Here is a 25,659-nt window from a genome sequence, read left to right as displayed (position 1 = left end):
ATCAGAACTTCATTCCCAAGGTCGCGCTAAACTGAGTCAGGTTGACGTCGTCCATCTTGCTTCTGTCGGCACCAAAGTCGACGTAAAATCCGTAGTTCGTGGAAAAGCGAATCCCGGCACCATAATAAGCGGCGGACTCGCTCACTTTTTCATTAGCGCCATGAGCTTGAATACGGTGATTCGCGTAGCCAGCTTCAAGATAAGGTTTAATGAAGGATCCGTCAGAGAAAACATACGAATAACCAAGCTCACCGCCCAGCTTCAAAGTATGCCCTTTTAAATCCTCTTCTCTGTTCGATTCATACGATGCTTTTAAGCCAGCAAAACCGTTAAAGTTGTAGGTTGTTTCCAGGCGAAAGCCTGTTCCACCCTCTGAAGCGGTATCAAAGCCGCCCAACGATTTATCATAATCTGTTTCTGAATAGCCTGCGCCTAGGCTCCAACCTTCTAAGCGGTTGAAATCCTGCGCGCTCGCAAGCCCAGACAGCAAAGCTGTCACCAAAAATAAACCAACACGCGATTTTTTCATTTTCTTACTTCCGTTTTCCTAGCCGAGTCCAATGCTGCGCTGTCACCATACTAAAATCCTGACTCAGCCTCACAATTTTTGCGTTAAAACTGGGTGGATTGCGATCTAGGTCTAGCCTCCGATCTCCATCTCTGCAACCCATCTTTCTCAACCTAGCACTTAGTCAAAGTGTCAGCGCTTTCGATTACAGACAATACTCTCGATTCAGAATCAGTACCTCAGCAAATCTGAGACCCGAATTCAGAATATTTGATTGGAATTTCTGTAACTTGAGTTGATAACATAATTGCATAATGACTCTAAGACATGATGATCTTAAACCCAAAATCGAGGTGACCGCTCAATGACTCAGCCCAGCTCCTCCGCTTTAAAGCCCAATGATTCACCCAAAAATGGATCCGCCAGCCAACCCGACAAGAAGCGCCGGGTTGCCCTTCTCATTACGATACTGAGCATCTTCACTGGCGTACTGGTTGCTCAATTTCAAAGTGTTCATTTAGCCTCGGTGGCGGCCCTTACCGTTCTGTGCATTGGTATGTGGGCAACAGTGGTTGTACCTGAATACTGGACAGCGCTGGCTTTCTTCCTGATTGCAATTGTTGCGGATCTTGCTCCTGCTTCCGCTGTTTTATCAGGTTTTCAGTCGTCTACGTTCTGGCTACTTTTCGCTGGGTTGGTTCTGGGAGCATCATTCAAACACACAGGGCTTGGTAAACGGATCGCGAAAATACTGGCATCAGCGCTGGGCAACCAATACTCCACCATGATTTGGCGAATCGTTGCGTTCGGCATTGCCCTGTCTTTCATTATGCCCTCTTCCATGGGGCGTATCGCGCTACTGCTTCCCATCATGATGGCACTGACGGATAAAATGGGTTACGCCGCCGACTCAAAAGGTCAAATCGGTATTATTACTGCCACCGCTTTTGGTACCTGGCTCCCTGCATTTACTATTCTGCCGGCCAATGCGCCCAATATGATTCTGGCGGGTATGACGGAAAACTTGCTTGATATCCAGCTCTCCTACTGGGATTACCTCATCATTCACTTCCCGGTTTTAGGTGCTTTAAAAGGGGTTGTATTGGTTTGGCTAATTCTCAAAATTTTCCCGTCAGATGATCCCAAATACATCCAGCAGGAGCAGGAAGAAAGAGAGCCCGTATCCGGAAATGAAAAGCTGTTGGCTGCCATTATCTTTGGATGCCTTGCCTTTTGGTTAACCGATAGTATTCACCACATTTCTCCGGGATGGATTGGTCTTGCAGGCGCCATTCTGTGTCTTTGCCCATTCTTTAATCTGACGGCGAAAAACAGCTTTCAGGCTGATCTCAACTACAACTCGCTGTTTTTTGTCGCTGGCATCATAGGACTTGGGGCGGTGATTTCTCAGTCCGGGCTGGGCGAAACCTTAATTCAGTCATTGGGAGAAAGCGTTTCGTTTTCTCCGGATGAGCAGTTAAAGAGTGTTGTCTCGCTTACGTTTATTTCATCTGTGGTCGCCATTACCACCAGCTTGCCAGGTGTGCCAGCGGTGATGACGCCTATTGCGGGTGACCTGGCGACATCGACGGGTCTGCCTGTGATGACAGTTTTAATGACTCAGGTTTTTGCCTATTCCAATATCCTGTTGCCGTATCAGGCTCCGCCCATTGTGACCGCAATGCAGATGGGTAAACTGCCGGTTTCTTCCATCAGTAAACTGTGCGTTTCATTATTTGTTATTACATTGGTGCTACTGTTGCCCTTAGATTTGCTGTGGTGGCAGGTTATTGGTCTACTCTGATAAGAGTGGATTACAGGGAGAAATCAGGTGGACAATCATCAACTCAGAACCTTTGTCGCCGTGGCTCAGGAAGGCAGCATTACCCGCGCTTCAGAACGTTTGTTTTTAAGCCAGCCAGCGGTGAGCGCACATATTAAGGCTCTGGAGTCCTCACTCAGCCTGACTTTGTTTGAACGTACGCCTCAGGGCATGCGGCTAACGTTGGATGGGCAGCGTATCCTGATCAAGGCAGAACAAACCTTGAAAGCCCATCAGGATCTGCTGGAAGAAGCGCGCAAAATTCAGGGACAAATTGCAGGTATCGTCAATGTCGGAGCCAGTAGCCACACTCCCCCAGATACTCTTGGCAAACTCATCATGTATGTTGCAGAGCGTTTTCCAGACGTTGAAATCAAACTCCAGCAACTCCCTAATGCCGATATCGTTCGCGGTATCAAAAATGGCAGCCTGGATGCTGGCATATACAACGATATAGGGCAGACGCCAGAAGAATTCTATTCAGTCACTTTAACCAAAACTCGCCTGCTGCTCGCGACATCACCACACCTGCCGGACATTCCCGTTCCGGTCGACTGGTCGTCACTGCAACACTTGCCTTGGATTTACCCCGGAGCTGAAACCTGTTGTGGCAAAGCTGCCGAAGCCCTGTTTGAAGAACACGGTTTTCGCCCCAGTAAACTAATCAGTGTCGACAGAGAAAAAGTGACCCGCACACTTATTGCGGGAGGGTTAGGTATCGGTCTGATTCATCAGGAAAAAGGGACAGCAGAACCCGACGACGACAATCTGAAAGTCATTTGTGATATTCCTCTCCGATTGCGCACCATGTTTGTATGTTTAAATACTCGTCAAAACGACCCTCTTATCCAGTCTCTGATAGGTGCAATCACCTGAATCCTCGCTCCTGAATGACTCCAATTGAGAGCTTCTGCACAGGCTCTAGCGCTATTTTCTCAACAATGGGAAGAACTTACGCATATGGTCTAGCCTATACTTCAGAGGTTTTTTAAAAGGAGTCATATTTATGATGGAAAATATCTCGTTGGAGCAAATCTACGAAAAAGGGTTAGAGCTGGTTCTGACTTTTGGACCTAAGCTGGTACTGGCATTTCTGGTCCTGGTTATCGGCTGGTGGCTGATTGGTAAAGTCACGAAAGGGATTGATGTTGCTCTTGAACGTGTTCGCTTAGAGCAAGGCCTTCGCAGCTTCTTATGCTCTCTCGCTTCAGTCATTCTTAAAATACTGCTGATCATTTCAGTGGCATCGATGATTGGTGTGGAAACCACGTCCTTCATTGCGATGCTGGGTGCTGCTGGTCTTGCTGTGGGTATGGCTCTTCAGGGCAGCTTATCTAACTTTGCTGGCGGTGTGCTCATCCTGTTCTTCAAGCCTTTCAAGATCGGTGACGTTATCGAAGCGCAGGGGCACATGGGTAAAGTGGTTGATATTCAAATCTTTGTGACGGTTTTAGTCACTTACGACAACCAGAAAATCATCATTCCAAACGGGATGCTTTCCAATGGCACAGTGAAAAACCTGTTCTGCGAAGAAAACCGTCGTGTCGATATCGAATTTGGTATCAGCTACGGTGATGATGTTCGTAAAGCGCGTGAAGTTCTGATGAAAGTACTGGATGACTATGATTTGGTTCTTAGCGATCCAGAACCACTGGTTCACGTTAGCCAACACGGCGACAGCCATGTCGGCATGTTGGTTTGGGCGTGGGTAAAATCTGACGACTACTGGCCGGTGTATTTCAGCCTGTACGAGCGCGTTAAGATTGCCTTCGACGAGCAAGGCATTACCATTCCGTTCCCTCAGCGCGATGTTCATATCCATCAATTCCCGGGCAAGCAAGCGTCTTAAATCGCTTTTATCCCGTTCTCTATACGCCAGCATTTTGCTGGCGTTGTTGTATGTCAAGTAACTCGTATACCCAAGTAACCTCAAAATGCCCAGTTCAGCGAGAATTAAATGGCTTTCAGACAAGACACCAATTTGAAGATCTAGTGTGTCTAAATCGAGAATTGGTAACGCAGTATGAAAGCCAGTTAAACTCGCCCTTGGGAGCTCATATATTGTCCCATTTCATCGTCAAAGAATTTGGAAAGGACGTATCATTCCACTGCATTCTTTTCCTTGAACTGAAACAATATATGAAGCTCTGAATCCTGCATTTTGAGGTCACTTGGGTATACAATACTTCCACCAATTCAATCAGGTAGAAAGTTATGAATCCGGGCTTAGGTTGTGAAGACGCATTTATCGAATTTATCAAACAAGAGATGGTGACCGACGCTGCCCACGACTTAAACCATATTTTTCGGGTCGTGAACACAGCCAAAGCGCTGGCAGAAAGTGAGGGTGCCGATTTAAATGTGGTGCTTCCCGCGGCTTACCTTCATGATTGTTTTACCTACCCAAAAGATCATCCAGAACGCCATTTAAGCGCGCAGATCGCAGCCGATAAAGCCTGCCAATTTCTTGGTACAATCAATTATCCCGACCAGTACCTACCCGCCATTCACCATGCCATTATGGCGCACAGCTTTAGTGCCGGAGTAAAACCTGAAACGCTCGAAGCAAAGGTTGTACAAGATGCTGATCGGCTGGATTCTCTGGGCGCGATAGGCGTCACGCGCACAATTCAGGTTAGCGCTACATTCAACGCCGACCTTTATGATCCAAATGATATGTTTGCAGAACATCGACCTTTGGATGACAAGCGATTCACCATCGATCACTTTCAAACCAAGCTTTTCAAAATTGCAGACACCATGAACACCCCAGCAGCGATAAAAGAAGCCAAACATCGGGTGGAATTTATGAAAGCCTATCTTGAACAACTGGCAACCGAAGCATAAAGCGAGAAACCATGTCTGAAACCAGCAAAGTTGTCGACGAACTCAAACGTCAGCTCAAATTGTCCGGTATCAAATACGTTGATATCGCCAGAGAACTGAACCTGACGGAAGGGTCGGTGAAACGTCTCCTTGCCAGCGGAAATCAAATTAGCCTTGAGCGTTTAAACGTTATCTGCGAACTGATGGGGATGGAGATGGCGGAACTGTTTAAGCTCGCTTCCCCCACTCAGGAAATCACGGCGCTAACGTTCGAACAGGAAAAACAGTTGGTTGAAAACAAAGGGTTGCTGCTGGTTGCTGTGTGTGTGGTCAACGGTTATCGATTTGAAGAAATCATGGCGCAGTATGCGTTTTCTGAACCCGAGCTGATCCAAAAGCTGGCACAGTTAGACAAACTGAACATCATCGAGTTACTGCCTCAAAACCGAGTAAAATTAAAGCTGTCCCCTACCTTTTCATGGATAGCTGGCGGTCCAATGCAACGCTTCTTCCAGCAACAGGTGCAAAGCGAATTTTTCCGCAGTCACTTTTCTGGCGAAGACGAAAAACTGGTCATGGCGACCGGGCTTATGTCTTTACCGACCAATAAGAAGCTCCAGAAGCGCATCGAAAAATTGATCGCAGATTTCTATTCAGCCTGCCGAGACGATGGTGATCTGGCGATTTCTGATCGTCACGGTACATCGATGATCGTGGCACTTCGCCAATGGAGTTTGCCTGAGTTTAAAGAATACGAAAGAAGCTAAGTCGCGTTTCATGCATACAAAAGTTACATAATATGTAACTTTAGTCTTTTTTATTTATCAAAAAGTATCGCCATGGCAATTTAACCTCATCGAAACACAGTTTCTAATGAGGTTCACATGCACGCCCATCTTCGAGTCATCAGTTATTTCATCAGCCGCATACTTTACCGTATTCGCGTAACGGGTAAACAGCACATTCCACAAAGCGGTGCCGCGCTTCTGATTGCTAACCATGTGAGTTATATCGATGCCTTAATTCTGATGGGGCTGGCGAATCGCCCGGTTCGCTTTGTAATGGATAAGAGCTTGAGCGAACTTCCAATTCTTAAACATTTTTTCCGTCATGCTGGCGTCATCCCTATCTGCTCTCCTAAGCAGTGTGAAAAAACCTATAACCAAGCGTTTGTCGAGATCGATAACGCCCTCAAACAGGGTCAGCTAGTGTGCATTTTTCCTGAAGGTCGCATCACTAAAAACGGAGCAATCAATGAGTTTCGCCCTGGTATCGAACAGATTCTTTCAACCAACCCAGTACCCGTTGTACCTATTGCATTAAAGGGGCTTTGGGGTTCGTTCTTTTCACATAAAGGTGGTCACGCATTTACTCATTTGCCAAAACGTTTCTGGTCAAAACTGGAAATTAAAATCGGTAACATCGTCGATGGTGCCACAACCGATCGCATTAGCCTTCAAAAGCACGTTCAGCAACTGGCGGAGCAATAACATGTCGACACCATCAGATCACTCAAAAACTAGCCGATTGAAGCACCCACTTAGCCAACGTGCGTCGGCTCTGGTCATTGCCATCAGCATTGTGTTTATGATTTCAGGCGTGGTGAATCAGGGATTCAGTCGCTTTACCTTTGCAATCCCATTTGCCATCACCTTTATTTTTGCCATTCGTCAGTTTAGTCACTTAACCAAAGCCGTTATCACCGTTCCTACACTGCTGGTAATGCTGACACTCAGCTTAAACCAAGGCAAAAGCAAACTCTTTTACCCCTGGATAGGGAACGGATTCATCGCATCTTGCGGCTGGTCCATTGTAGAAGATTCAAGCTCTCCGTGGGGTTCAAACATCCTCTCACTTGAGCATGAAAGTGAATTTATTAATGGGCAAGAAGGTAGGAAGGTTCGCCCACTTCCATGCGGAAGCATTCTTGTTCTGGAGGAAGTGAAGGTCAGGCATCCCGAGCTGAGTGAACTTTATTACCCGGTGTTTGCGACCAGCAAAGGAGAGAAAGTGACCTTTTCTCACTGGGCATTTAACAAAGCAATGAAGAGCAACACACTCATTAACGACGGCATTAATGTCGAGAACGGTTTTCAGTCTAAGTGGTCGTTATACCTTGGGAAACTGATGATGTGGCCAATGATACCGCTGATACCATTGTGGGTCATTCTGCCCTTTTAGAGTTTGGTGACTTTCTAAGCGATCACAGATTTGATACCCAATCTGAAGCATAATATTACGGTCAATATGTATTAACTCATCTGTCTAAATTCTTAGGCTGAATAGCGTCAGAGACAGAGAGAAAGCTGGAGTACAGGAGGCAACAATGAAAATTATCATCCTACATGGTTTATACATGCACGGCGTCGTCATGCAGCCACTAAGTCAGAGGCTAAAAACTCTGGGTTACGATACGCAAGTGATCAGTTATAACTCGGTGTCCATTGATGAAGATAAATTGTTCGCCTCTATTGATTCTGCCATTGATGAAAGTGAGATAAACGTTCTTGTCGGGCATAGCCTTGGGGGTGTGGTCATCAAAAACTATCTCGCTTCGCGTCACCCTTCTTCTAACCTGATTTCTCACGTCATAGCCGTTGGTTCTCCGCTTAAAGGCGCATCCATAATCTGTCGAATTCAGGAACTGGGGCTGGGTGCGGTGCTAGGTAATGCACCGGAATTTGGGTTGAAGAAACACCACGATGTCTGGTCACACCCACAAAAGCTGGGCAGCATTGCCGGAACCATACCACTCGGCATGCGACCACTTCTGCTAATGGACAACGAAACACTGTCTGATGGCACTGTGACTGTGGAAGAAACCAAAATAGACGGAATGACGGATCATCTGGAAACCAAATCCAGCCACACCAGCATGATTTACAGCCAATATATTCCCAACCAAATAGATCACTTTATTCGACAAGATCAGTTTCGGCATATTCACTAATATCAAGTGATCAGATATGCCCATATTCAATTGACTTCCTTGATGTTGAGAAGTCAATCAGGGATATGAGAGGATTTATCGGGAATCTCTTGATCAACAGTGATGTAAGGCTTAATTTTGTCAGCTAGAAACTATGGACGGACACGCTGATCATGCAGGAAATTAGTGGTACCCTTTCCGAAGAAAATTCCGATATTTCTCCAGAAATTGAAAACACCCCCAAAATAACCATACGAGCGCCAAGAAAACCTATTTGGGAATTTTTTCTGGCGTTCAGTACCTTAGGTCTTTACTCCAATATTTGGCTGTGTCGCAGAGCCAAAGAATTAAACCTATTATCTCAATCTAAATTTATCCCATGGCTTTGGCTGTTGGTTCCGTTTTTCGCTCTTGCCCAAATTTTCGCGTTTAAAAAGTTTGGCGAAACTCTGGAGACGTTTGAGCAGGATGATAAAGCGAAAAAAAGTCGAAACCGTTACTTTCTAGGGTGTTGCGGTTTTGTCTTTTCGACCATGTATTACTCAATATCTTCCAATTGGTCGATTGCCTTATGGATTGATTTTGCAGTTTATATCACTTTTTCCCTTTCATTTATGTTCATTGCCAACCGATTTAACGAGGTTCGGAAAGAACTGAGTCATGTCGAGTTCAAAGGAAAAAGTGGCTATTCACCTTTTGAATGGGTGATTGTCGCTATTTTTTTCCCTCTGATATTTGCAGGGTTCTCATATACCGCAATAAGCCCACTGTTTATTGAACAGCATGAAAGTTACGCAAACAGGGAAAAGTACACGATTGAAAATGAAGAATTCGTTCTGACCTTTCAGGGTGACAACTGGCACCGTGTTGAGGTAGGCACTTTCAGTGATGGCAGCGCACTGGCAGAATTCTCGAACTCGGTCCCCGATTCGTACTTCTTACTATTCAAAAATAATGAAATTGAAGATATGAATGAGCATCTTCAATTTCGTCGAGACTGGATAAAGGAAAATATAAAACAACTCAAGTGTACAGAAAGACGCAGTTTCGTCCGTCCGACGCTTCACGTCAAAACTCAACTCAAATGCCATGGAACCATGTCTCTTGATCCTTCTACGGCACTTATCACCGTCATTCAGACACCGAATAACAACTACGAGTTAATTGGATTTATCTCGGCTCGTAAAAACACCTATCGCGAGTCAGTTCGCTCATTCGAAACAATGGCATGGGAGTTTACTACTCAATGAAACGACACACCCTCCCATTAATTACGGCACTAGTAATGAGCTCTTCTCATGTATATAGCGCCGATAATATATCTTGGTCTTTGAGTAATGCTGGCTTAGAGAAAAACATGGCACTACTGACAGGTGAAGCCAAGCCAACAGAAATGACTCAGCTGTTACTTCAAACTGACTTCAAAGTTGAATCAGATATCGTCACTATGACGAGAAAGACGGTCAATTATTTTCCGCGATTTGTTGACGCTGAAAACTACGGCTCACGAAGTATTTACTACAACCCAAATTATCAGAGTTTAAAGATAATCTCAGCGGCATCCATTTCTCCGAGTGGAGAATCGAAGCAGCTCGATCCTTCACATGTCCAGATACTGGATACCAGCGAATACAATACATTCAGCAGTGAAAAAGAGGTGGTACTGGCAATTCCAGGGTTGGTTGAGGGAAGTTTATCCGTTCTGGAATACGAACTGGTTACCACTAAATCGCGGATGGAGTCAGACTGGTCAGAAGAACTCTTCACGCAAAGAACTTACCCAATTCAGCAATACACGTTAGATGTCACATGGGAAGAAGACTCCCCAGTTAACTGGATTGCTGATACTGATTCTGTCACCTGCTCAGCAAGCACAGGTTCACTTAAGTGCAGTGGAACCGACTTGCCAACCTACGTTTCGGATGAGCAGTCTTTTTGGCGAGATCATATAGACAGAATTTCTCTTGGCGAGTTTGAAAACTGGAATCAGGTGATTATTAAAGGTCTGCTCACAATGGAGAAGGCTAATCTGGACACTCGAGGGCTTGAACCACTCACAGAAGACATCCTGAAAGGGCAGTCTACAGTGGAAGAAAAAATTGCAGCTATCCTCGACTTCGTTTCACGCGACATTCGTTATGTGTCGCGGTCAGAATATGGCAACGCCATGACTCCTCACACCATAGCCGAGACCATTGAGAATCGATTTGGTGACTGCAAAGATAAGTCCGTTCTGCTTAAAGCACTGTTGGAAAAAATTGGATTAAAAACCAACCTTGTACTTGTTTCAACTCAGCGAACCGACCAGAGCAAACTGCTGATCCCGACCATGAACACTTATAACCATGTGGTCGTCTGCTTCAAATTAGACGGTAAAGAGTACTGCATAGACCCGACAGATACACAAACTCACTGGCGATACACGCCGTCCTGGATTCAGAATAAAGTCATTCTCCCGTTAGACCCCGGTTACATCCCTCATACAATGGAGGAAAGTCGTTATCGTTGGAAATTCGATACGCACACCGACATCACTTTTAATGACCAGGGCGGGCAGGAAGAGGTTCAGACACGCACGTATTGGGGCGAGTATGCCGCTTACTTCCGTTCAAAGATCTATGAAATGAATGATGAAGAGCGACAAAGCTCTTTATTGGAGCAGTATCAGGACGTTGTTTCCGACCTTGGAGATCCAGCGTTTAAATTTGAGCATATTGATGCAATGGAAGAAAAAGTAGTTATCTCATCTGAAGCTACTCTTGCTCCATTTCTGGAAGTGGGTCAAGCGCTGAATTACAACGAAAATGACGCCTGGATTCGAAGTGAACTATCGGACCTGAAGTTGAGTAACGAGCACTACGATGAAGCCTTTCCTGGTGTAAAGGTCGTTTCCGAGTTTTCTTATGATACTAAAGGGCTCTGGACAATAACGGACTTGCCACCGACTCTCCATTTCGATCATAAGTTCGGCACGCTCAAGCGCACGATCGAAAAAATTTCGGAAAACAAAATTCAAGTGCGCACCATTCTGGAGATGCCGTCGCAATCTATTAAAGTGGCTGAAATAAGTCAGTTCAACACGTTAATTGACATCTATTCACGACAGTCTCTGATTCACTTTAACGGGTCACCACAAACAGAAAACTGATCCTAGATAGCTACGCCACTCTAAATAAGCCTCCGAAACAACCATCGTTGCTTCGGAGGTTTTTGCTTACTTGTTAGCGGCCACCGTTGAATTTATCCAGCCAACAAATTTAGGGACATCGGCGTAAATCCCATACATATTTGGTTTGGCGCAGCTAATTCCAAAGCTTACAATTCCGAGTTGTACAAGTTTATCACCGTCTCTTAATATTAGTGGTCCACCGCTATCACCTGTGCATGTATCTTTTAGTCCAGCACCTGTTGAGTCTCCCGCGCAAAAGTTTGTGACACCAATATTGGTTTCATTCAGCGCCTCATGAGAATCGATACATGTTTTATTAGAAACATATTCAATTGAAACCTCATTGAGCTTTGAGGGTTTAAGGTTACCTATCACTTCGGTGCCCAAGCCAGCGACATCCAGTGACGTTCCTGGCGCTACGTATTGCTCTAACGGTAGGTTTGGTAGGGTGATAGTTTCAACCCCAGCGATTACCTTATCAATCTTAAGCAAAGCGACATCATGGGAATTGAACCCCTTACTGTTATAGCTAGGGTGTACGATAATTTTGGTCACATTGACCACGTTTTCGGGCTCATCAGTGTAGTTGTTTGGGCTAAATTTGATTCTAATGCTTTTTGGATCGCGCACCCTATCCACACAATGAGCCGCTGTCAGCATAAAATTGTTACCAATGTAGCTGGCGCCACATCGACTGTGACTGGCTCCTTCGCTATTCCCAATTATTTGCCCGAAAAACTTCCAGTTGTTGTAGTCCGCTTTGGTTCCGCCAATGATTCTGGCGTCTCTCGCTTCGAGCGTTCCAGAAGCCAGTATCGCACCCAAAACCAGTGCCGACGTTGAAAGATAATTCATGATTAATCCTCATTTTATAAAATTCAGCCGAAAGATACGGTTATGCCCTCCAGAAAAGAATTCAAAAATGACAATTTATGAACCGCGGTAAAAGAGAATCGTCAGGAATGAAAATGAATATCAAATTTTGAACCCGTGTTTTCCAGACTAATCACAACCCTTCGCAAGTAACATTTCCGTCAACAAGCCGAGAGAAAATAATACGTACTCACCATTAAATTCATGCCACAACACTCATCTTTTATTGAATATTTTTTCCTTTAAAAACAATGAGTATTGATGACCAAATTGACGCTAACAATTGATAGAGAAGAAATTAAAACAATATGCATTTCAATAAATTGCATATGCACATAAAGCGATTACTCTTTAAGTGTTGAAAAATTGTAAAGACGCTGTTTGTGTACATTAATAAAGGAATAGAAAATGACTAAAACACTCGATGATGCCTACCATGGATTACTGCCATTCGATCAGGACCAAATAAGCCAAGCCTACTTGAGCTATCTGCAAAATGGACTTCCAACCAGTCAAGCTCAAGCTAAAAACATCCTGATAGTCGGTTGTGGAATCTCCGGTATGGTCTCAGCTACTCTGTTACGTCAGGCAGGTCATAACGTCACCATAGTTGAAGCGAATACCCGAGTTGGTGGACGAGTGAAAACTTTCCGCAATACCAATGAAAAGACCTATTTTGAAGACTCGAATTTGACAGGCGAAGCAGGTGCCATGCGTATCCCTGATATGCACAAGCTGGTGCAGTATCTGATTGATCAGACGGGTGTAGACAAACAACTGTTTTTGAATAAAACCGTCTCTAAAGCTGATGCCACATCTGAGCAAATCGACAATCCTGATCGTGATGAAAACGGAGACATCATCCTCCCACCTTCAACAGGTAAAAACTTTCTGCACGTTAACTATCGCCATGTTTTGCGCAAAGACTACGACGCCGAAGGCGCAGACGTTAACGCACTTCTGAACTACAACCTGGAAGACAATGAGAATACTCAGGCGAGCGTTTTATTGGACAATGCAATTAGTGAACTCACCAAGATGGTAGAAGAAGATCCAAAAACCGCCTGGGCATACATCATCGATACCTATGGTGAGTATTCGATGCGTCGATACTTGCTGGAATACGTAGAAAACAGCGAGCACTATTCTGAAAATGCCATTGAAATGATTGGCGTGATCGAGAACCTAGCGTCTCGCATGTCCTACTCCTTCATCCAGAGCTTTATCGAACTTGCCATCATCAAACCCGATACCGCATTCTGGCTGATCAAGGGCGGAACAGATCTGTTTACCACAGCTTACTATGAGCAAAACAACCTAGCTGACGTAACTCTAAGCAACCAGACCCTGACTGACCTTTATCTTGATGAAAATACGGGCAAAGTGCGCATTCATACTTCTGTGTCTGAGGCGATTGCTTCGCGCGAAGAGCAAGACAAAAATGTTCAGGCGGATCTGGCACAGCGAGAGTGGGATGAAGTCGTGGTCACCGTTCCGTTCCCAAGCTTCCGTACCGTTCACGTATGGCCAGAATTCAGCCAGCGCAAACGTCAGGCTATCCGCGAGCTGCATTACGACGCAGCCACCAAAGTACTGCTTGAATTCCGTGAGCGATTCTGGGAAACCGAAAACGACATTTACGGTGGCGGTTCCTGCACCGACTTAATCAACCGCTTTATGTACTACCCAAGCGAGCGCATGGGTTCAACTGGCGGTGGAGTCATGTTGGTGAGCTATTCCTGGGCTGATGATGCCCGTAAGTGGGATTCCATGCCTCACTATGAGCGCTTCTGTTATGCGCTTGAGAATGTCGCCATTACCCACGCAGTTCACGCCCCTGACGCCAGCTACGAAGAGCGTTTGATTGCCCAGCAAAAGATCAAAGATCTGTGTGTATTTGACCCTGAGAAATACGTCGACGACCAAGACAACATCGTAGGAGCCGCAACCGTAAGCTGGATGCAGAACCCTTATGCGTTCGGTGAAGCCGCCATCTATTACCCCGGACAGCTTGAGTTGTTCCACAAATCCATCATCGCCAGCGAGTGGCAAGGAAAAGCGCACTTTGCCGGTGAGCATGCGTCACTCAAACATGCATGGATAGAAGGGGCAATCGAATCGGCGGTAAATGCGGCGTTGCTGGTGAATGAAAACCCACTTCCAACACTTTCCTAACCCCTTGTTATAAAACACTTCTAATAAGCCATGGCTACTCCGTAGCCATGGTAAAGGTCTTTTGACCTCATGTTGGCTAAAAAAGGAATAATGATGAGCACACAACAAGTCACGGTCGCCCAGTATCTAAAAATCCGTCTGGAAGAGCTGGGTTGTGAACATATCTTTGGCGTCGCTGGCAACTACAGCGCCCCCTTTCTGAACACCATCGAAGAAGATCCTGAATCGACGATTCAGATATCAGGCAATACCAACGAAATCAATGCCGGGCACTGTGCCGACGGTTATGCCAGAGTAAGCGGCAAAATTGCCCCTGTCGGAGTCACATACGGTGTAGGGGCATTCAGCCTGCTCAACCCAGTGGCTGGTTCCTACGTTGAACACAACCGAGTGTTAGTTCTCAATGGCGCACCCACCTACTCTGATCAAAAACGTCAGCGAGTTGAAGGGATTCTTTACTCTCACATGACAGGTGATGAGAAAAGTAACATTGATGCCTATCGCTCGGTTACGGTTGCGGCGGAGCAAATTAGAAATGCTTCACAAGCGCCTGCCAAGATAGACACCGTTCTCACAGCGATTATTTCTGAAGGTCGCCCAGGGTATCTTGAAGTGTATGAAGATGTCTGGCGTAAGTCCTGCGATGCGCCCGTTTCTAACCTAGATTCAGAGCCTCATCAGGGAGACGAAAGTGAAACCGACAAGGCAGTGACTGCAACCCTAGACATGATAAAGCAGCGAGGCACACCCATCTTCTGGGCTGGAATCGAGCTTCAGCGTCAGCAGCTACAAAGCGATTTTCAGTCTCTGGTCGAAACCACTAACAACCCTTTTGTTACCAGCATCCTGGCGAAATCTGTACTGCCTGAAAGCCACGAGCTGTTCCGCGGTGTTTACAACGGAAACGCCACCCCAGAGAGCACAAAAGCCCTGTTCAACAACGCAGGGTGTCGTATCGCGCTTGGAGTCTGGAACACCAGTAAAAACCTTGGTGGAACCTCTTCCTGGTCGGCTGGCATGGTAATGGCGAACAACGAAGGTGTGAAAGTCGGACACCACATTGACAGTGTAGGCCAGGAAGTCGGAACTCAGTACTTCCCTAATGTCGTGCTGAAAGATTTTATTGCCAAACTGAATGCAAAAATCGCAGACATGGAGTACCAACGCTATCAGCCTACAATGACTCTGCTGATGGAAAAAGTGCCGCAAGACTGCACGCAACCTCTCAGCTACGACAGCTTCTTTAGCGTCATTGATGACTATTTGACTGACGAACACCGTGTTGTCGTTGATGCTGGGTTCCCACTATTGGGCGCACAGAACTTACGCATCAATCAGGCAGACGGATTTGTCAGTGCGGCAGCATGGCTGTCTATTGGCTATTCTGTACCCGCTTCGCTGGGTGTGAAATTCGCCGATCAGAGCAAACGTCCTCTTGTGTTTGTGGGAGACGGTGCTTTCCAAGAGACCTGTCAGTCTGTATCCGGGCACAACTACTACAAAACAAACAACGTGGTATTCGTGCTGGACAACGGGATTTACGGTATCGAGCAGATGTTGGTGAACCCGAACCCATTCCGCTCCGAAGACGAAAAAGTTCACTACGAATCTCGCCCGCAACAAAATGATGTGTACAAGTACAACCGCTTAAACAAGTGGAATTACGAAAAAATCGTCGAGATGGTTGGTGGTCGTGGTGCCGTGGTCAGCACTCATGATGAACTTCGAAATGCTCTCACGGAAGTGGACCAGCACCCAGAAGATAACTTTGTTATCCGAGTCATGCTAAGCGAAACCAATATCCCTCACTCCATCGCTTATCGCACTCAGTCGCTTGGCGAAGATGAGCAGCCAGACAGTGTTCCTGTGGTGATCACCGAGCAAACGGACCCAAATAATTAAATCGAATGAAGGAATCATTATGAAAACCATGTTCCAATTTTTGCTGCGCTTGATTGTGATCGCGGTAATCGCCCCATTGTCGTTTCAGGTTATGGCATCGGATCACCGCAGCCCGCTTGATCCACCAGAAATCTGGAGAGAAGAAGCTCGCTTAACTGACCTGTTCTTCTGGAAAGAAGAAGACCATTACATTATGGCGCTGACCTTCTTCCGCGACGTTGATAGAACGGAAAATCCCGACTTTAGCGAACTGACTTACTACATCCACTGGGATCTGGACGCGGATGTAAAATTCGACAGCGAATTCGATAACATGCTTTACGGGGGTACGGTTGAAAACAGCGAGAACATCAAAGAAGACGCCACCATCAGCTTTAAAATGAACGACGACTTAACCCTCAAATCGTGGGAATCAGAAGGCTTAAAAAATCGGGAAGGTATTGAAGTGTTTACCGGGTTGCGAGCGGATCCGTTTATTTTCCCGCTCACAAAGGGATACAACGTGATGGGTTTTGTGGTCAAAATTCCAGTCAGTTCATTCCCGGAGGATCAACGCATCTTCACCCTTTGGGCAAACTCCATTCTTGGCGACAGTCATCCCCATCAGGTGGATCACGCTGGTCGAGCGCTGCGAACCTTTCAACCTCGCATGCAGAAGCTGAATTTTCTTCCACCGCATTTGCACGTTGAGTGGATCAAAACTCAGCCTACGTACAGCAACTCCAACACCGAAGGTATTCGCCCGTTCGATTACCACCCCGATGTGGTGATTTACGATTCAAGTCGACCAGCTAAATACCCGAATGGTCGCTATATCGAAGACGATTTGATCCCGACATTGTGTGAAGCTTCAGACTGTGTCACCTATGAACGAACCATCATTTTTGGTGGCTGGCCAAGACGCACAACGCCGTTCAAACCTTTCTTGTCAGACTTCCCGTACCTGGCGGAACCGTATGAGAAGTAGAAGCTTTTGCTGAATGGTAAGATTTAAAAATGTCAGAGCCAAATCATTTGGCTCTGACATTTTTTATTCGTGCGCGTCTTTGGGAAAGGTTAAGAACTTTGAAGATTTAACTCCGCAACGAAGTCATACGCATCGCCGCGATAAATGGATTTGGTGAGTTCCACGACCGAGCCCGAAGCCAGATAAGATACTCGGGTAACCTGCAACCCAGCCACACCTTCATTCACTTCCAGCAGTTGTGCATCTTCTTCATTCAGGTTGGATGCCATGATGTGCTGAATTGCTCGCACGGGTTTTTGGTCGAGTTCGTCGAGCACCGCGTAAAGCGAGTGCTGTACTTTCATAGGGTCATTCAGAATGGATTGAGGTAATACCGCCCGTTCTATTGCCATTGGTTGTCCATCAGCAAAACGTAGGCGTTCTAAACGCACAACGGACTCCGAAGGGCTGATGCCCAGCGTCATGATTTCTTCTGGTGAGGGTTTCACAACTTGCCGAGATAACCAGACTGAACTGACTTTCATCCCCCGACCTGCCATATCTTCCGTAAATGACGTCAGGCGAGAAAGCGACTGTTCCACGCGCGTCATTCGCTCTGCTACCACGGTGCCGGCTCCCTGACGCTGATCCAGATATCCGTCCTCGACCAAAGGGGCAAACGCTTTTCTTACTGTGACTCGTGAAAGACCGGTGATCTTTGCAATTTCACGTTCTGACGGCAGTTGAGTACCGGGAGGTAATGATCGATCCAGAATCGCACGCTCCAACACCTTCTTCAGTTGCAGGTAACGAAGCCCACCACTTTCAGTCAGCCAGTTGGAAGGATCTAGGACATCCGAAACGTTCATTCAAAGTGCTCCCGTCGAGGTATTCAAGGTTATAGAGGTTATCCCATCCAGAACATTTCCTTTGGGCTCTGCAAATATGGCTTGATAAGACTCAGGCATAAGAGACTGATAAAAAGCGGCTAAACCACCGTTCATACATAGGTTCCCTGTTTTTTGCGCATTCAGAAACTCAAGGATTTCAACCAGCCTTGAAACAGAGGAACACACCAGCTGCCGTGCGACCGGATCCCCCTTCTGATAGGCGGACACAATGTCGGATGCAAACTCGGCGCAGTCTTTAGGAGAAGCCTGAAGGGAGAAGTTCACCAATTTCCGAATTTGGCTGTCAAATTTCGCAAACGTCTCATCAACCAAAGGGCTGGAAGGTAACATACCGTCGTGAACATTTGCAACATAGCGCATAAGGACTTTCCCTAGTGCCGCGCCACTGCAATCGTCAGAAAGAAACAGCCCCCAGCCACCAACACGCTGATATGCACCATTCTGCTGCGACAGAAAAAACGACCCAGTCCCAATGCTTGCAACAACGCCATCTTCATCACCGAGAGCCCCTTTTAAGGTGGCTTCAAGATCGGAACAAATCACCACCTGAGCAAAATTCAGGGATTCTCGCAGCTCTCCAACCCGATCACTGCTTTCAGCTCCCGCAAGGGCAAGCCCGATGATATCCCCTTTGCTTTGATTAAGTGCACGCCCGGCTTCAGCATAAGCTTGAGAAATACCTTCCATGATATTTTGTCTTGCGACTTCAAAATTAGTCGCCACATTTGCTGAGCCCGTCTGCACCTGACTCAGTACGCGACCACTCTGGTCTGATAACCGCACAATGCATTTCGTACCACCACCATCGACGGCAATAACAAAGGGGGAATCCAGGTCGTGCATATTGCTCCTTCCAGTCAGATTTTCTCAAGATACGACTTGAGCATTTGTAATACCTATAACAATACCAAATATGATGTTTAACACACTTTTTACGCCAAATCGATCAATAAATAGACAAATGGTATTTTAAAGGTATTATCAAAAACAGAGTAAAGGGAGTCAAATTTGCGCGTACGTATTGGTAAAGCCGTCACAAACGTAGCGCAGTTGGATGAAAGAAAACCGGCTAGTCGCTGAATTAGCTGTCTGAACAAGGAAGTAGAAAATGAATCGATCAAAATTGACTACTCGCACCATTCTTGCTGCCGCTGCCCTGTTGTGCAGTGCTTCCACTTTTGCCAAAGCTGAGCTCGATTTCTGGAGCTGGCGACAAGAAGACGCCAAAGCCTACAACGAGATCATCGCAGCATTTGAAAAGTCCAACCCGGATATTTCAATCAACTACACCGCCCATGAAGCGAAGAGCTACGCCACCGTATTAACCACGGCGCTCACGGGCGGAGCAGGACCCGACATTATCCACACCCGAGCCTACGGGGCATTTGAAAGTGTTGCCGCACCCGGTTACCTCGAACCATTAAATGGCAAAGTGGATCTTTCCGGCTTCTCCAAGGACGAACTGTTAGGTGTAACACTCCGCTCTGATGGCAAGGTGTATTCCGTACCTATGGCATCGCAGACCATTCTTGTTTACTACAACGCGGATTTGCTGGCGGCTCAGAAGATTACCCCACCCACCACCTGGGATGAGTTTGTCGCAGCAGCTAAGAAACTAAAAAGCTCGGGCATCATGCCTTTAGCCAACGGCACTAAAGACGGATGGACGGTGGAAGTCATGTCGGGCGCGTTTATGCCTAACTTTTACGGTGAATCGTTTTTTGGCGAAGTGACCGCAGGTTCGACAGACTTTGAAGATGCGCGTTACGTCGGTGCTATGGAGAAATTCGGCGAATTGAGAGAGTTCCTGCCTCAGGGTCATGAGGGTGTCGACTACGCGACTATGAAGCAGTTATTTACGTCTGGAGCTGCAGCTATGTTCGTTGGTGGTTCTTGGGAGATCGCTGGCTTTAGAAAAGCGGGAATCAATTTCGACATCATGCCAGGACCAGCAGCGAAAGCGGGGGGTTCCCAAATGGTCGCAACCTGGCTCGATGGTGGCTACGCGGTTAACTCTGGCTCTGAAAACAAAGAAGCAGCACTCAAATTTGCCCGCTTCCTGGCGACGCAGGAATTCGGACAAATGCTTACCGACAAACTGGCCAATGTTGCCGCAGTAGACGGCGCAGTGTCTTCTGATCCAATGCTGGCGAAAATCTCTGAGTTTCATGGCAGCGCAACGCCATACATCATGCTGGTAGGTTATCGCTTTAAGAAACCAACAGGCTCCACACTGCTACAAAATGGTTTGCAGGAACTGATGGCAGGTAAGAAATCTGCGGCTGCCGTGGCAAAAGAAGTGTCTGACGGCATTAAAGCGTCGAAGTAATAAGAACTAAACAAAAAAATAAGAACCTAGTCCGGCTTTCCACGCAGTTGATGCAGATGAAAAACACTCATCATGTCGCTGGAAAGTCAGACTCGTTTTCTAAAGGATTTATTTAGCTTTGCTGTAAGGAGAAATGAGTGGCAGGTATTGAGTTGCGCAGTGTGAAAAAGCGCTTTGGTGATGTTGAAGTCATTCCGGGGGCAAACCTCAGCATCAAAGACAACGAGTTTGTGGTATTTGTAGGACCTTCAGGCTGCGGAAAATCCACTCTATTACGCCTTCTGGCAGGGTTAGAAGATCTTACGGACGGTGCGATTGAAATCGATGGCGACCGAGTCGATCACCTTCCTCCGTCAAAACGCGGGCTGGCAATGGTATTCCAGACCTACGCACTCTACCCGCACATGACGGTTTATCAGAACATGTCTTACGCGCTGAAAGTGGCAAAAGCCCCCAAAGCAGAGATAGACCAGAAGGTTCGGCAAGCCGCAGAGATTTTGCAGTTAACCGACTACCTCGACCGCAAACCCAAAGCGCTCTCGGGCGGGCAACGTCAGCGAGTAGCCATTGGTCGAGCGATTGTTCGCAACCCGAAAGTGTTTCTGTTTGACGAACCCCTGTCTAATCTGGATGCCAAGCTGCGCGTGCAAATGCGCATCGAGATAACCAAGCTTCATAAACGCCTAAATGCCACCATGATATACGTGACCCACGATCAGGTTGAAGCCATGACCATGGCAGACAAAATTGTGGTTCTTAAAGATGGCGTTATCGAGCAGGTGGGTCCCCCATTAGAACTTTATAAAAAGCCCAACAACCGATTTGTTGCCGGGTTTATTGGTTCACCAGCCATGAATTTCTTTCCTGCGGAGATCGTGGGCAAAACCGATAGTGGAGTAACGTTAAAGCTGGAAGGCTGTGACGATACCATTCCGTTTCCGTGCTCCGACCCAAGCTCTCTCACATCGGGGGATAAAGTCACGTTTGGTGTCAGGCCAGAGCACGTTGTGCTGGAAGGGCAATCCGACGGTCAGGTAAGCGGCGAAGTGTATGCAGTGGAAAGGCTCGGCGGAGAAACCTACTTGTATGCCATGTCGCCGACGGGGCAAGATATCACGGTTCATGCACCCGGCGATCAAGAGTTTGAGGTTGGCGAAACCATAAAAATCGGATTCCTGATCGAAAACTGCCACCTGTTTGGCTCCGACGACAACGCGGTGCGATAAGGGGGAGTTCATGAAAGAAGACGATCTCGTTATAAAGCGCGAAATAGCGCGGCGTAAACGTAATCGCAGGCTCTGGCTTGCGTTCTTACTTTTTCCTCCTGCGGCGATTCTGTTTGTGTTCGTTTTTCTGCCAATGGGATCGGCGCTGTGGTACAGCGTTTACGACTGGAATGGTCTGATACGAGGAGAGTTTGTCGGCCTTCAAAATTTCAAAGACGTACTGCTCGATCCGAATCGCAACTGGTATCTGTTTAATGCGTTAAAGAACAATGTGATTGTGTTTGTCACTCTGATGATCATTCAGAATGGCATCGCTTTGATCCTCGCACTTCTGCTGGCACGCGATCCAAAAGGCGGGCGGTTTTATCAGGTGGTGTTTTTCCTGCCTGTGATTCTTTCCACCGTCATTATTGGTTTCCAGTGGAAAATGTTCCTTAACCCGTTTTTTGGTCTGATAAACAAAGGGCTGAATTTCATCGGACTCAACGAGTGGGCATTGCCCTGGCTGGGTCTAACGGAAACCGCCTTGCCCTCTATGTTACTGGTCAATGCCTGGGCCTGGGTCGGTTTTCCGACTCTGGTATTTCTTGCAGCCATTCACCGTATCCCCAAAGATTTTATTGAAGCCGCTCGACTGGATGGTGCGAGTGAATGGCAGATCGCCAAAGACATTATCTGGCCTCTGATGGCACCTGCGGTCACCATTATTGTGGTGCTGACATTTATTGGCTCGTTTAACTGGTTCGAACTGCCATTCATCATGTCTGGGCTGGAAGGCTCTCCTTCCTATTCAACTGACATGCTGGGGCTGCTTTTCTACCGAACAGCATTTGGCTCGGTAAGCGCTGGTGGCACGGAATTTGGAGCAGGGTCTGCACTCGCGGTGCTGATCTTTATTTTTATCTTTGTCTTCTCAATCATCGCGACCAAGTTACTGACGGCGCGTGAAGTTAAGATGGATTAGGAGGCAGAAATGAAACAGGCAAATACAAGTTCGCTCGAACAATGGCTTATTCATATCTTTCTGGGTGCAGGTGCACTCATCATGCTGTACCCGATATTAATGATGGTTCTATCAGGGTTCAAAACCAATCCGGAGATTTTTTCTACGCCATTTTCTCTGCCGAACAGCTTTAATCTGGATAACTTCAATGTCATCTGGAACGAAACGGATGTACCCAGATACTTCCTCAACTCCATCATTGTGACGCTGCTTTCGGTCGTTTTCCTCTTAACCACTGGAACCATGGCCGCGTATGCGATTGCTCGCTACCGATTCAGTGGCTCTTTGATGGTATCTCTGTTCTTTTTATCCGGGCTGATGCTGCCACTTAGGCTGGCAATTATCCCACTGTTTATCCAGCTCAAATATCTTGGATTGGTGGACAGCTTAGTCGGGCTGATCTGCATCTACACGGCAATGAGTTTGCCCGCCACCGTGTTTATTCTTACCGGGTTCTTGCGAACGCTCCCTAAAGATTTGGAAGACAGTGCACGTATAGATGGTGCAAGTGAACTGAGGATCATGATTCAGATTATGGTGCCATTGATTTCACCTGCGTTGGTGATTGCTGGTATCTACAACGCGGTTCCCATCTGGAATGACTTCTTCTTTCCGCTTATTTTCATTCAATCGCCAGAATGGAAAACACTGGCACAAGGCTTAACCGCATTCTTTGGCGAATACTCAATCAACTATGGCGTTCTTTATGCCGGATTAACGCTTGCGGCATTGCCGATGATCGTCATATTTATCGTCCAGTCACGTCGCTTTATCGCTGGCATGACAGCAGGCGCGATTAAGTAGCCACCTAAATCAGATTACTTTCAAAACAAAAGAAAACGCTCTTGAATCATCAAGAGCGTTAGCTATTTCATTCCTATATGAGGGGGAGGAGGGTGAATGAGTTAGCTTAATAATTTCATGTCTATCTTATGGTTTTAATTCTTAAATCGGGTTCGTATTAAAAACTCTGCTGTGCCTCCAATGCGGAACGAATGAAGCCGTTATGCTCTTTGAGACGCGATTTCGCCTGTTCTGCATCCAGCCCTGCGAGAATCATAAAGATGGCGGTTTTGCATTGACGACCACACTGCTCAAGCGCCTGACTGGCTTCCTCCGCCGAAACCCCAGTCGCCTCTATAACAATATTGATTTGCCTTTGAACCAGCTTGGCATTGTTGGCTTCAACATTGACCATCAGGTTTCCAAACACTTTTCCACTGCGAATCATTGCTCCTGTGGTGAGCATGTTCAGCACCAGTTTTTGTGCCGTCCCCGCTTTCATTCGCGATGACCCCGTGACGACTTCAGGTCCTACAATGGGCGTGATTGCGATGTCGGCAACGTCTGCCATTGCACTCGCCGCATTGCAGGAAATCGATACCGTGGTCGCACCCAATTCATTCGCGTAGTCCAGACCGCTAAGCACGTAGGGTGTCTGACCGCTTGCTGCGATACCCACGACCACATCCCGATTGCTCAGTTTAATTTGCATCAAATCTTGTTTGCCCATGCTTACGTTATCTTCCGCATTTTCGACTGCATTCAGTATTGCCTGACGACCTCCAGCTATCACTCCTACCACCAAATCTGGTGAGGTGCCATAGGTTGGTGGGCACTCGCTTGCATCTAAAATACCTAGCCGACCAGACGTTCCCGCTCCGGTATAAATCAACCGCCCATTATTCGCCAGCGCGTTTGTAATGGCGTCCACCGCTTCCGCGATTTGTGGCAAAACATCCTTCACTGCCAGTGCTACTTTTTGATCCTCATTGTTGATGACCTTTAACATTTCGAGAGTGGATAGTGTGTCAATCTCGGCACTGTTCGGGTTGCGGCTTTCCGTCGTTAAGCGGATTAACTCGTCGCGGTTCATTCCTTGTTCTCAGCATCCTAAATTCGACCCAATTTTATTGAATAAAATATTCAACCATAGTGATAAAAATCACAATAAAGGTTATTCTTTGTACAGCTAAACATTGGAATAATTGACAAGCTTTTCAGCCAAAACGCCTTTCATACTTAGATTATTTGCCAGTATTCATTACATTAGATTGGCGGTCATTATTTCTTAGTTGGAATAATTTATTAGGAATTTTTTGTTATGTCCGTTATCCATCGAATCGTCGCCAGACGCACTCAGCTTTCTCAAAGTGGACGTCTGGTTGGAGACTGGATTATTGAAAATTCAGAAAAGGCAGCATCACTCACCAGCCAGGAACTCGCGGCGCAGGTAAACGTTAGCCAGTCGAGCATCGTTAAGTTTACTCAGCGAATTGGATACAAAGGGTACAGCGCATTCAAACTGGCTTTGAATGAAGAAATTGTGCGCAAACAGGCGCTGGGGCAAACGCCCCTACACAGTAATATTCTGGCAGATGACCCTTTAGCCGTTAGTGCTCAGAAACTCGTTAAAACCAAGACAGACGCGATGTTTCAGACCACTAATGCGTTGTCTTATGAAGCTTGTTATCAGGCAGTGAAATGGCTCGATGAAGCCCGACGGGTGCAAGTGGTAGGGATTGGCGTTTCTGCGCTAACCGCCAAAGACCTGAGTTATAAACTGCTCAAGCTCGGCATTACCACTCTGGTAGAGCAAGATAGCCACGTGCAGATTGCGGTAGCAAGAACCCTAACTTCTGAGGATGTGCAAATCGCTATCTCATTTTCAGGCGACAGAAAAGAAATTCTGGTTGCCGCTGAAGCTGCCAAAGAACAAGGCGCAAAAGTCATCGCCATTACCTCCCCGCGAAAAAGCCACCTTCGCGACACGGCGGATATTATCTTTGACACCATCGCCGATGAAACTCGTCATCGAAGCTCGTCCATCGCTTCACGCACTGCGCAAAACGTTATCACAGACTTACTGTTCATTACGCTATTACAGCAAAGGGACGAACAGGCTCGTGAACTGTTCAGTGATATAGGGACTGATATTAATCAGATTCTTACTTAGCCTAAACGCTGGAAAAAGTTTATCTAACCTTCTGTCTCACTACACAATGAGTAACATTCCTTAAATTCAACCTAAAGTTTATAA

22 protein-coding genes and 1 pseudogene are annotated in these 25,659 nt (G+C 46.6%); 18 read left to right on the top strand and 5 right to left on the bottom strand.

Annotation, left to right across the window (positions count from 1 at the left end):
• Nucleotide 1: 1 nt before the first annotated feature.
• Nucleotides 2-529 carry an outer membrane beta-barrel protein gene (locus tag QMG91_RS18870; RefSeq protein ID WP_004405659.1) on the bottom strand — a complete coding sequence of 176 codons (528 nt, stop codon included), beginning with the start codon at nucleotides 527-529 and terminating at the stop codon, nucleotides 2-4.
• 343 nt (nucleotides 530-872) lie between these two features.
• On the opposite strand from QMG91_RS18870, the gene QMG91_RS18865 reads away from it, so the two are divergent.
• From QMG91_RS18865 to QMG91_RS18820, 10 genes and pseudogenes are all read left to right on the top strand, one after another.
• Nucleotides 873-2,312 (top strand): SLC13 family permease, encoded by a 1,440-nt coding sequence (locus tag QMG91_RS18865; protein WP_281831464.1) that lies wholly within the window; start codon nucleotides 873-875, stop codon nucleotides 2,310-2,312.
• Between the two features lie 27 nt (nucleotides 2,313-2,339).
• Nucleotides 2,340-3,206, top strand: coding sequence for a LysR family transcriptional regulator (locus tag QMG91_RS18860; RefSeq protein WP_281831462.1), 867 nt, complete (start codon nucleotides 2,340-2,342; stop codon nucleotides 3,204-3,206).
• A gap of 130 nt (nucleotides 3,207-3,336) precedes the next feature.
• Nucleotides 3,337-4,179, top strand: coding sequence for a mechanosensitive ion channel family protein (locus QMG91_RS18855; protein ID WP_004408096.1), 843 nt, complete (start codon nucleotides 3,337-3,339; stop codon nucleotides 4,177-4,179).
• 365 nt (nucleotides 4,180-4,544) lie between these two features.
• Nucleotides 4,545-5,177, top strand: a complete 633-nt coding sequence (locus QMG91_RS18850; RefSeq protein ID WP_281831461.1) for an HD domain-containing protein — start codon at nucleotides 4,545-4,547, stop codon at nucleotides 5,175-5,177.
• An 11-nt stretch (nucleotides 5,178-5,188) separates the two neighbouring features.
• The gene (locus tag QMG91_RS18845) at nucleotides 5,189-5,923 is read left to right on the top strand and encodes a helix-turn-helix domain-containing protein (RefSeq protein WP_004408087.1); all 735 of its coding nucleotides are present in this window, start codon (nucleotides 5,189-5,191) and stop codon (nucleotides 5,921-5,923) included.
• Nucleotides 5,924-6,055: 132 nt separating this feature from the next.
• A pseudogene (locus QMG91_RS18840) lies at nucleotides 6,056-6,646 on the top strand (1-acyl-sn-glycerol-3-phosphate acyltransferase); the annotation flags it as partial.
• A 1-nt stretch (nucleotide 6,647) separates the two neighbouring features.
• A complete protein-coding gene (locus QMG91_RS18835) occupies nucleotides 6,648-7,337 on the top strand; it encodes a hypothetical protein (RefSeq protein WP_052703979.1) in 690 nt (229 codons plus the stop codon).
• Nucleotides 7,338-7,482: 145 nt separating this feature from the next.
• Nucleotides 7,483-8,106, top strand: a complete 624-nt coding sequence (locus QMG91_RS18830; protein WP_281831458.1) for an esterase/lipase family protein — start codon at nucleotides 7,483-7,485, stop codon at nucleotides 8,104-8,106.
• A 152-nt stretch (nucleotides 8,107-8,258) separates the two neighbouring features.
• Entirely contained in the window at nucleotides 8,259-9,335 is a 1,077-nt protein-coding gene (locus QMG91_RS18825; protein ID WP_281831456.1) for a hypothetical protein, read from the top strand.
• Nucleotides 9,332-11,233, top strand: a complete 1,902-nt coding sequence (locus tag QMG91_RS18820) for a DUF3857 domain-containing transglutaminase family protein (protein ID WP_281831454.1) — start codon at nucleotides 9,332-9,334, stop codon at nucleotides 11,231-11,233. Before QMG91_RS18825 ends, QMG91_RS18820 begins: the two co-directional genes overlap by 4 nt.
• Before the next feature lie 66 nt (nucleotides 11,234-11,299).
• On the opposite strand, the gene QMG91_RS18815 is transcribed toward QMG91_RS18820, so the two are convergent.
• On the bottom strand, nucleotides 11,300-12,109 hold the full coding sequence (locus QMG91_RS18815) for a S1 family peptidase (RefSeq protein ID WP_281831453.1): 810 nt from the start codon (nucleotides 12,107-12,109) through the stop codon (nucleotides 11,300-11,302).
• 426 nt (nucleotides 12,110-12,535) lie between these two features.
• Between QMG91_RS18815 and QMG91_RS18810 the strand changes: the two genes are divergently transcribed.
• The 3 genes from QMG91_RS18810 (at nucleotide 12,536) to QMG91_RS18800 (ending at nucleotide 17,171) form a co-directional block, all read left to right on the top strand.
• Entirely contained in the window at nucleotides 12,536-14,302 is a 1,767-nt protein-coding gene (locus tag QMG91_RS18810; RefSeq protein ID WP_281831451.1) for a flavin monoamine oxidase family protein, read from the top strand.
• A gap of 93 nt (nucleotides 14,303-14,395) precedes the next feature.
• Entirely contained in the window at nucleotides 14,396-16,204 is a 1,809-nt protein-coding gene (locus tag QMG91_RS18805) for an alpha-keto acid decarboxylase family protein (RefSeq protein ID WP_281831449.1), read from the top strand.
• Nucleotides 16,205-16,223: 19 nt separating this feature from the next.
• Complete coding sequence (locus tag QMG91_RS18800; RefSeq protein ID WP_281831447.1) at nucleotides 16,224-17,171, top strand: hypothetical protein; 948 nt, start codon at nucleotides 16,224-16,226, stop codon at nucleotides 17,169-17,171.
• Nucleotides 17,172-17,260: 89 nt separating this feature from the next.
• On the opposite strand, the gene QMG91_RS18795 is transcribed toward QMG91_RS18800, so the two are convergent.
• A complete protein-coding gene (locus QMG91_RS18795) occupies nucleotides 17,261-18,019 on the bottom strand; it encodes a GntR family transcriptional regulator (protein ID WP_281831445.1) in 759 nt (252 codons plus the stop codon).
• Nucleotides 18,020-18,904 (bottom strand): glucosamine kinase nucleotide-binding domain-containing protein, encoded by an 885-nt coding sequence (locus tag QMG91_RS18790; protein ID WP_281831444.1) that lies wholly within the window; start codon nucleotides 18,902-18,904, stop codon nucleotides 18,020-18,022.
• Nucleotides 18,905-19,169: 265 nt separating this feature from the next.
• On the opposite strand from QMG91_RS18790, the gene QMG91_RS18785 reads away from it, so the two are divergent.
• The 4 genes from QMG91_RS18785 (at nucleotide 19,170) to QMG91_RS18770 (ending at nucleotide 23,423) form a co-directional block, all read left to right on the top strand.
• Complete coding sequence (locus QMG91_RS18785; RefSeq protein WP_045962747.1) at nucleotides 19,170-20,390, top strand: extracellular solute-binding protein; 1,221 nt, start codon at nucleotides 19,170-19,172, stop codon at nucleotides 20,388-20,390.
• A 137-nt stretch (nucleotides 20,391-20,527) separates the two neighbouring features.
• Nucleotides 20,528-21,616, top strand: a complete 1,089-nt coding sequence (locus QMG91_RS18780; RefSeq protein ID WP_281831441.1) for an ABC transporter ATP-binding protein — start codon at nucleotides 20,528-20,530, stop codon at nucleotides 21,614-21,616.
• A 10-nt stretch (nucleotides 21,617-21,626) separates the two neighbouring features.
• Complete coding sequence (locus QMG91_RS18775) at nucleotides 21,627-22,580, top strand: carbohydrate ABC transporter permease (RefSeq protein WP_022560595.1); 954 nt, start codon at nucleotides 21,627-21,629, stop codon at nucleotides 22,578-22,580.
• 9 nt (nucleotides 22,581-22,589) lie between these two features.
• Nucleotides 22,590-23,423: a carbohydrate ABC transporter permease gene (locus tag QMG91_RS18770; RefSeq protein ID WP_223098982.1), complete on the top strand. Its 834-nt coding sequence runs from the start codon at nucleotides 22,590-22,592 to the stop codon at nucleotides 23,421-23,423.
• 157 nt (nucleotides 23,424-23,580) lie between these two features.
• On the opposite strand, the gene murQ is transcribed toward QMG91_RS18770, so the two are convergent.
• Nucleotides 23,581-24,495, bottom strand: coding sequence for an N-acetylmuramic acid 6-phosphate etherase (gene murQ / locus QMG91_RS18765; protein ID WP_281831438.1), 915 nt, complete (start codon nucleotides 24,493-24,495; stop codon nucleotides 23,581-23,583).
• 228 nt (nucleotides 24,496-24,723) lie between these two features.
• Here murQ and QMG91_RS18760 point away from each other — a divergent pair, with 228 nt between their 5' ends.
• Nucleotides 24,724-25,575, top strand: a complete 852-nt coding sequence (locus QMG91_RS18760) for an SIS domain-containing protein (RefSeq protein ID WP_281831436.1) — start codon at nucleotides 24,724-24,726, stop codon at nucleotides 25,573-25,575.
• Nucleotides 25,576-25,659: the final 84 nt, after the last annotated feature.

It is taken from the genome of Vibrio nigripulchritudo (assembly GCF_027924785.1).
Lineage (GTDB): Bacteria > Pseudomonadota > Gammaproteobacteria > Enterobacterales > Vibrionaceae > Vibrio > Vibrio nigripulchritudo.
Note: the sequence above shows the minus strand (reverse complement) of the source record. Positions and strands in the feature narration are given on the sequence as shown.

Excerpts from the sequence above, each read along its gene's own strand:
- QMG91_RS18870 (WP_004405659.1), bottom strand. The coding sequence starts at position 529 with ATGAAAAAATCGCGTGTTGGTTTATTTTTGGTGACAGCTTTGCTGTCT.
- QMG91_RS18865 (WP_281831464.1), top strand. The coding sequence starts at position 873 with ATGACTCAGCCCAGCTCCTCCGCTTTAAAGCCCAATGATTCACCCAAA.
- QMG91_RS18855 (WP_004408096.1), top strand. The coding sequence starts at position 3,337 with ATGATGGAAAATATCTCGTTGGAGCAAATCTACGAAAAAGGGTTAGAG.
- QMG91_RS18850 (WP_281831461.1), top strand. The coding sequence starts at position 4,545 with ATGAATCCGGGCTTAGGTTGTGAAGACGCATTTATCGAATTTATCAAA.
- QMG91_RS18845 (WP_004408087.1), top strand. The coding sequence starts at position 5,189 with ATGTCTGAAACCAGCAAAGTTGTCGACGAACTCAAACGTCAGCTCAAA.
- QMG91_RS18835 (WP_052703979.1), top strand. The coding sequence starts at position 6,648 with ATGTCGACACCATCAGATCACTCAAAAACTAGCCGATTGAAGCACCCA.
- QMG91_RS18830 (WP_281831458.1), top strand. The coding sequence starts at position 7,483 with ATGAAAATTATCATCCTACATGGTTTATACATGCACGGCGTCGTCATG.
- QMG91_RS18825 (WP_281831456.1), top strand. The coding sequence starts at position 8,259 with ATGCAGGAAATTAGTGGTACCCTTTCCGAAGAAAATTCCGATATTTCT.
- QMG91_RS18820 (WP_281831454.1), top strand. The coding sequence starts at position 9,332 with ATGAAACGACACACCCTCCCATTAATTACGGCACTAGTAATGAGCTCT.
- QMG91_RS18815 (WP_281831453.1), bottom strand. The coding sequence starts at position 12,109 with ATGAATTATCTTTCAACGTCGGCACTGGTTTTGGGTGCGATACTGGCT.
- QMG91_RS18810 (WP_281831451.1), top strand. The coding sequence starts at position 12,536 with ATGACTAAAACACTCGATGATGCCTACCATGGATTACTGCCATTCGAT.
- QMG91_RS18805 (WP_281831449.1), top strand. The coding sequence starts at position 14,396 with ATGAGCACACAACAAGTCACGGTCGCCCAGTATCTAAAAATCCGTCTG.
- QMG91_RS18800 (WP_281831447.1), top strand. The coding sequence starts at position 16,224 with ATGAAAACCATGTTCCAATTTTTGCTGCGCTTGATTGTGATCGCGGTA.
- QMG91_RS18795 (WP_281831445.1), bottom strand. The coding sequence starts at position 18,019 with ATGAACGTTTCGGATGTCCTAGATCCTTCCAACTGGCTGACTGAAAGT.
- QMG91_RS18790 (WP_281831444.1), bottom strand. The coding sequence starts at position 18,904 with ATGCACGACCTGGATTCCCCCTTTGTTATTGCCGTCGATGGTGGTGGT.
- QMG91_RS18785 (WP_045962747.1), top strand. The coding sequence starts at position 19,170 with ATGAATCGATCAAAATTGACTACTCGCACCATTCTTGCTGCCGCTGCC.
- QMG91_RS18775 (WP_022560595.1), top strand. The coding sequence starts at position 21,627 with ATGAAAGAAGACGATCTCGTTATAAAGCGCGAAATAGCGCGGCGTAAA.
- QMG91_RS18770 (WP_223098982.1), top strand. The coding sequence starts at position 22,590 with ATGAAACAGGCAAATACAAGTTCGCTCGAACAATGGCTTATTCATATC.
- murQ (WP_281831438.1), bottom strand. The coding sequence starts at position 24,495 with ATGAACCGCGACGAGTTAATCCGCTTAACGACGGAAAGCCGCAACCCG.
- QMG91_RS18760 (WP_281831436.1), top strand. The coding sequence starts at position 24,724 with ATGTCCGTTATCCATCGAATCGTCGCCAGACGCACTCAGCTTTCTCAA.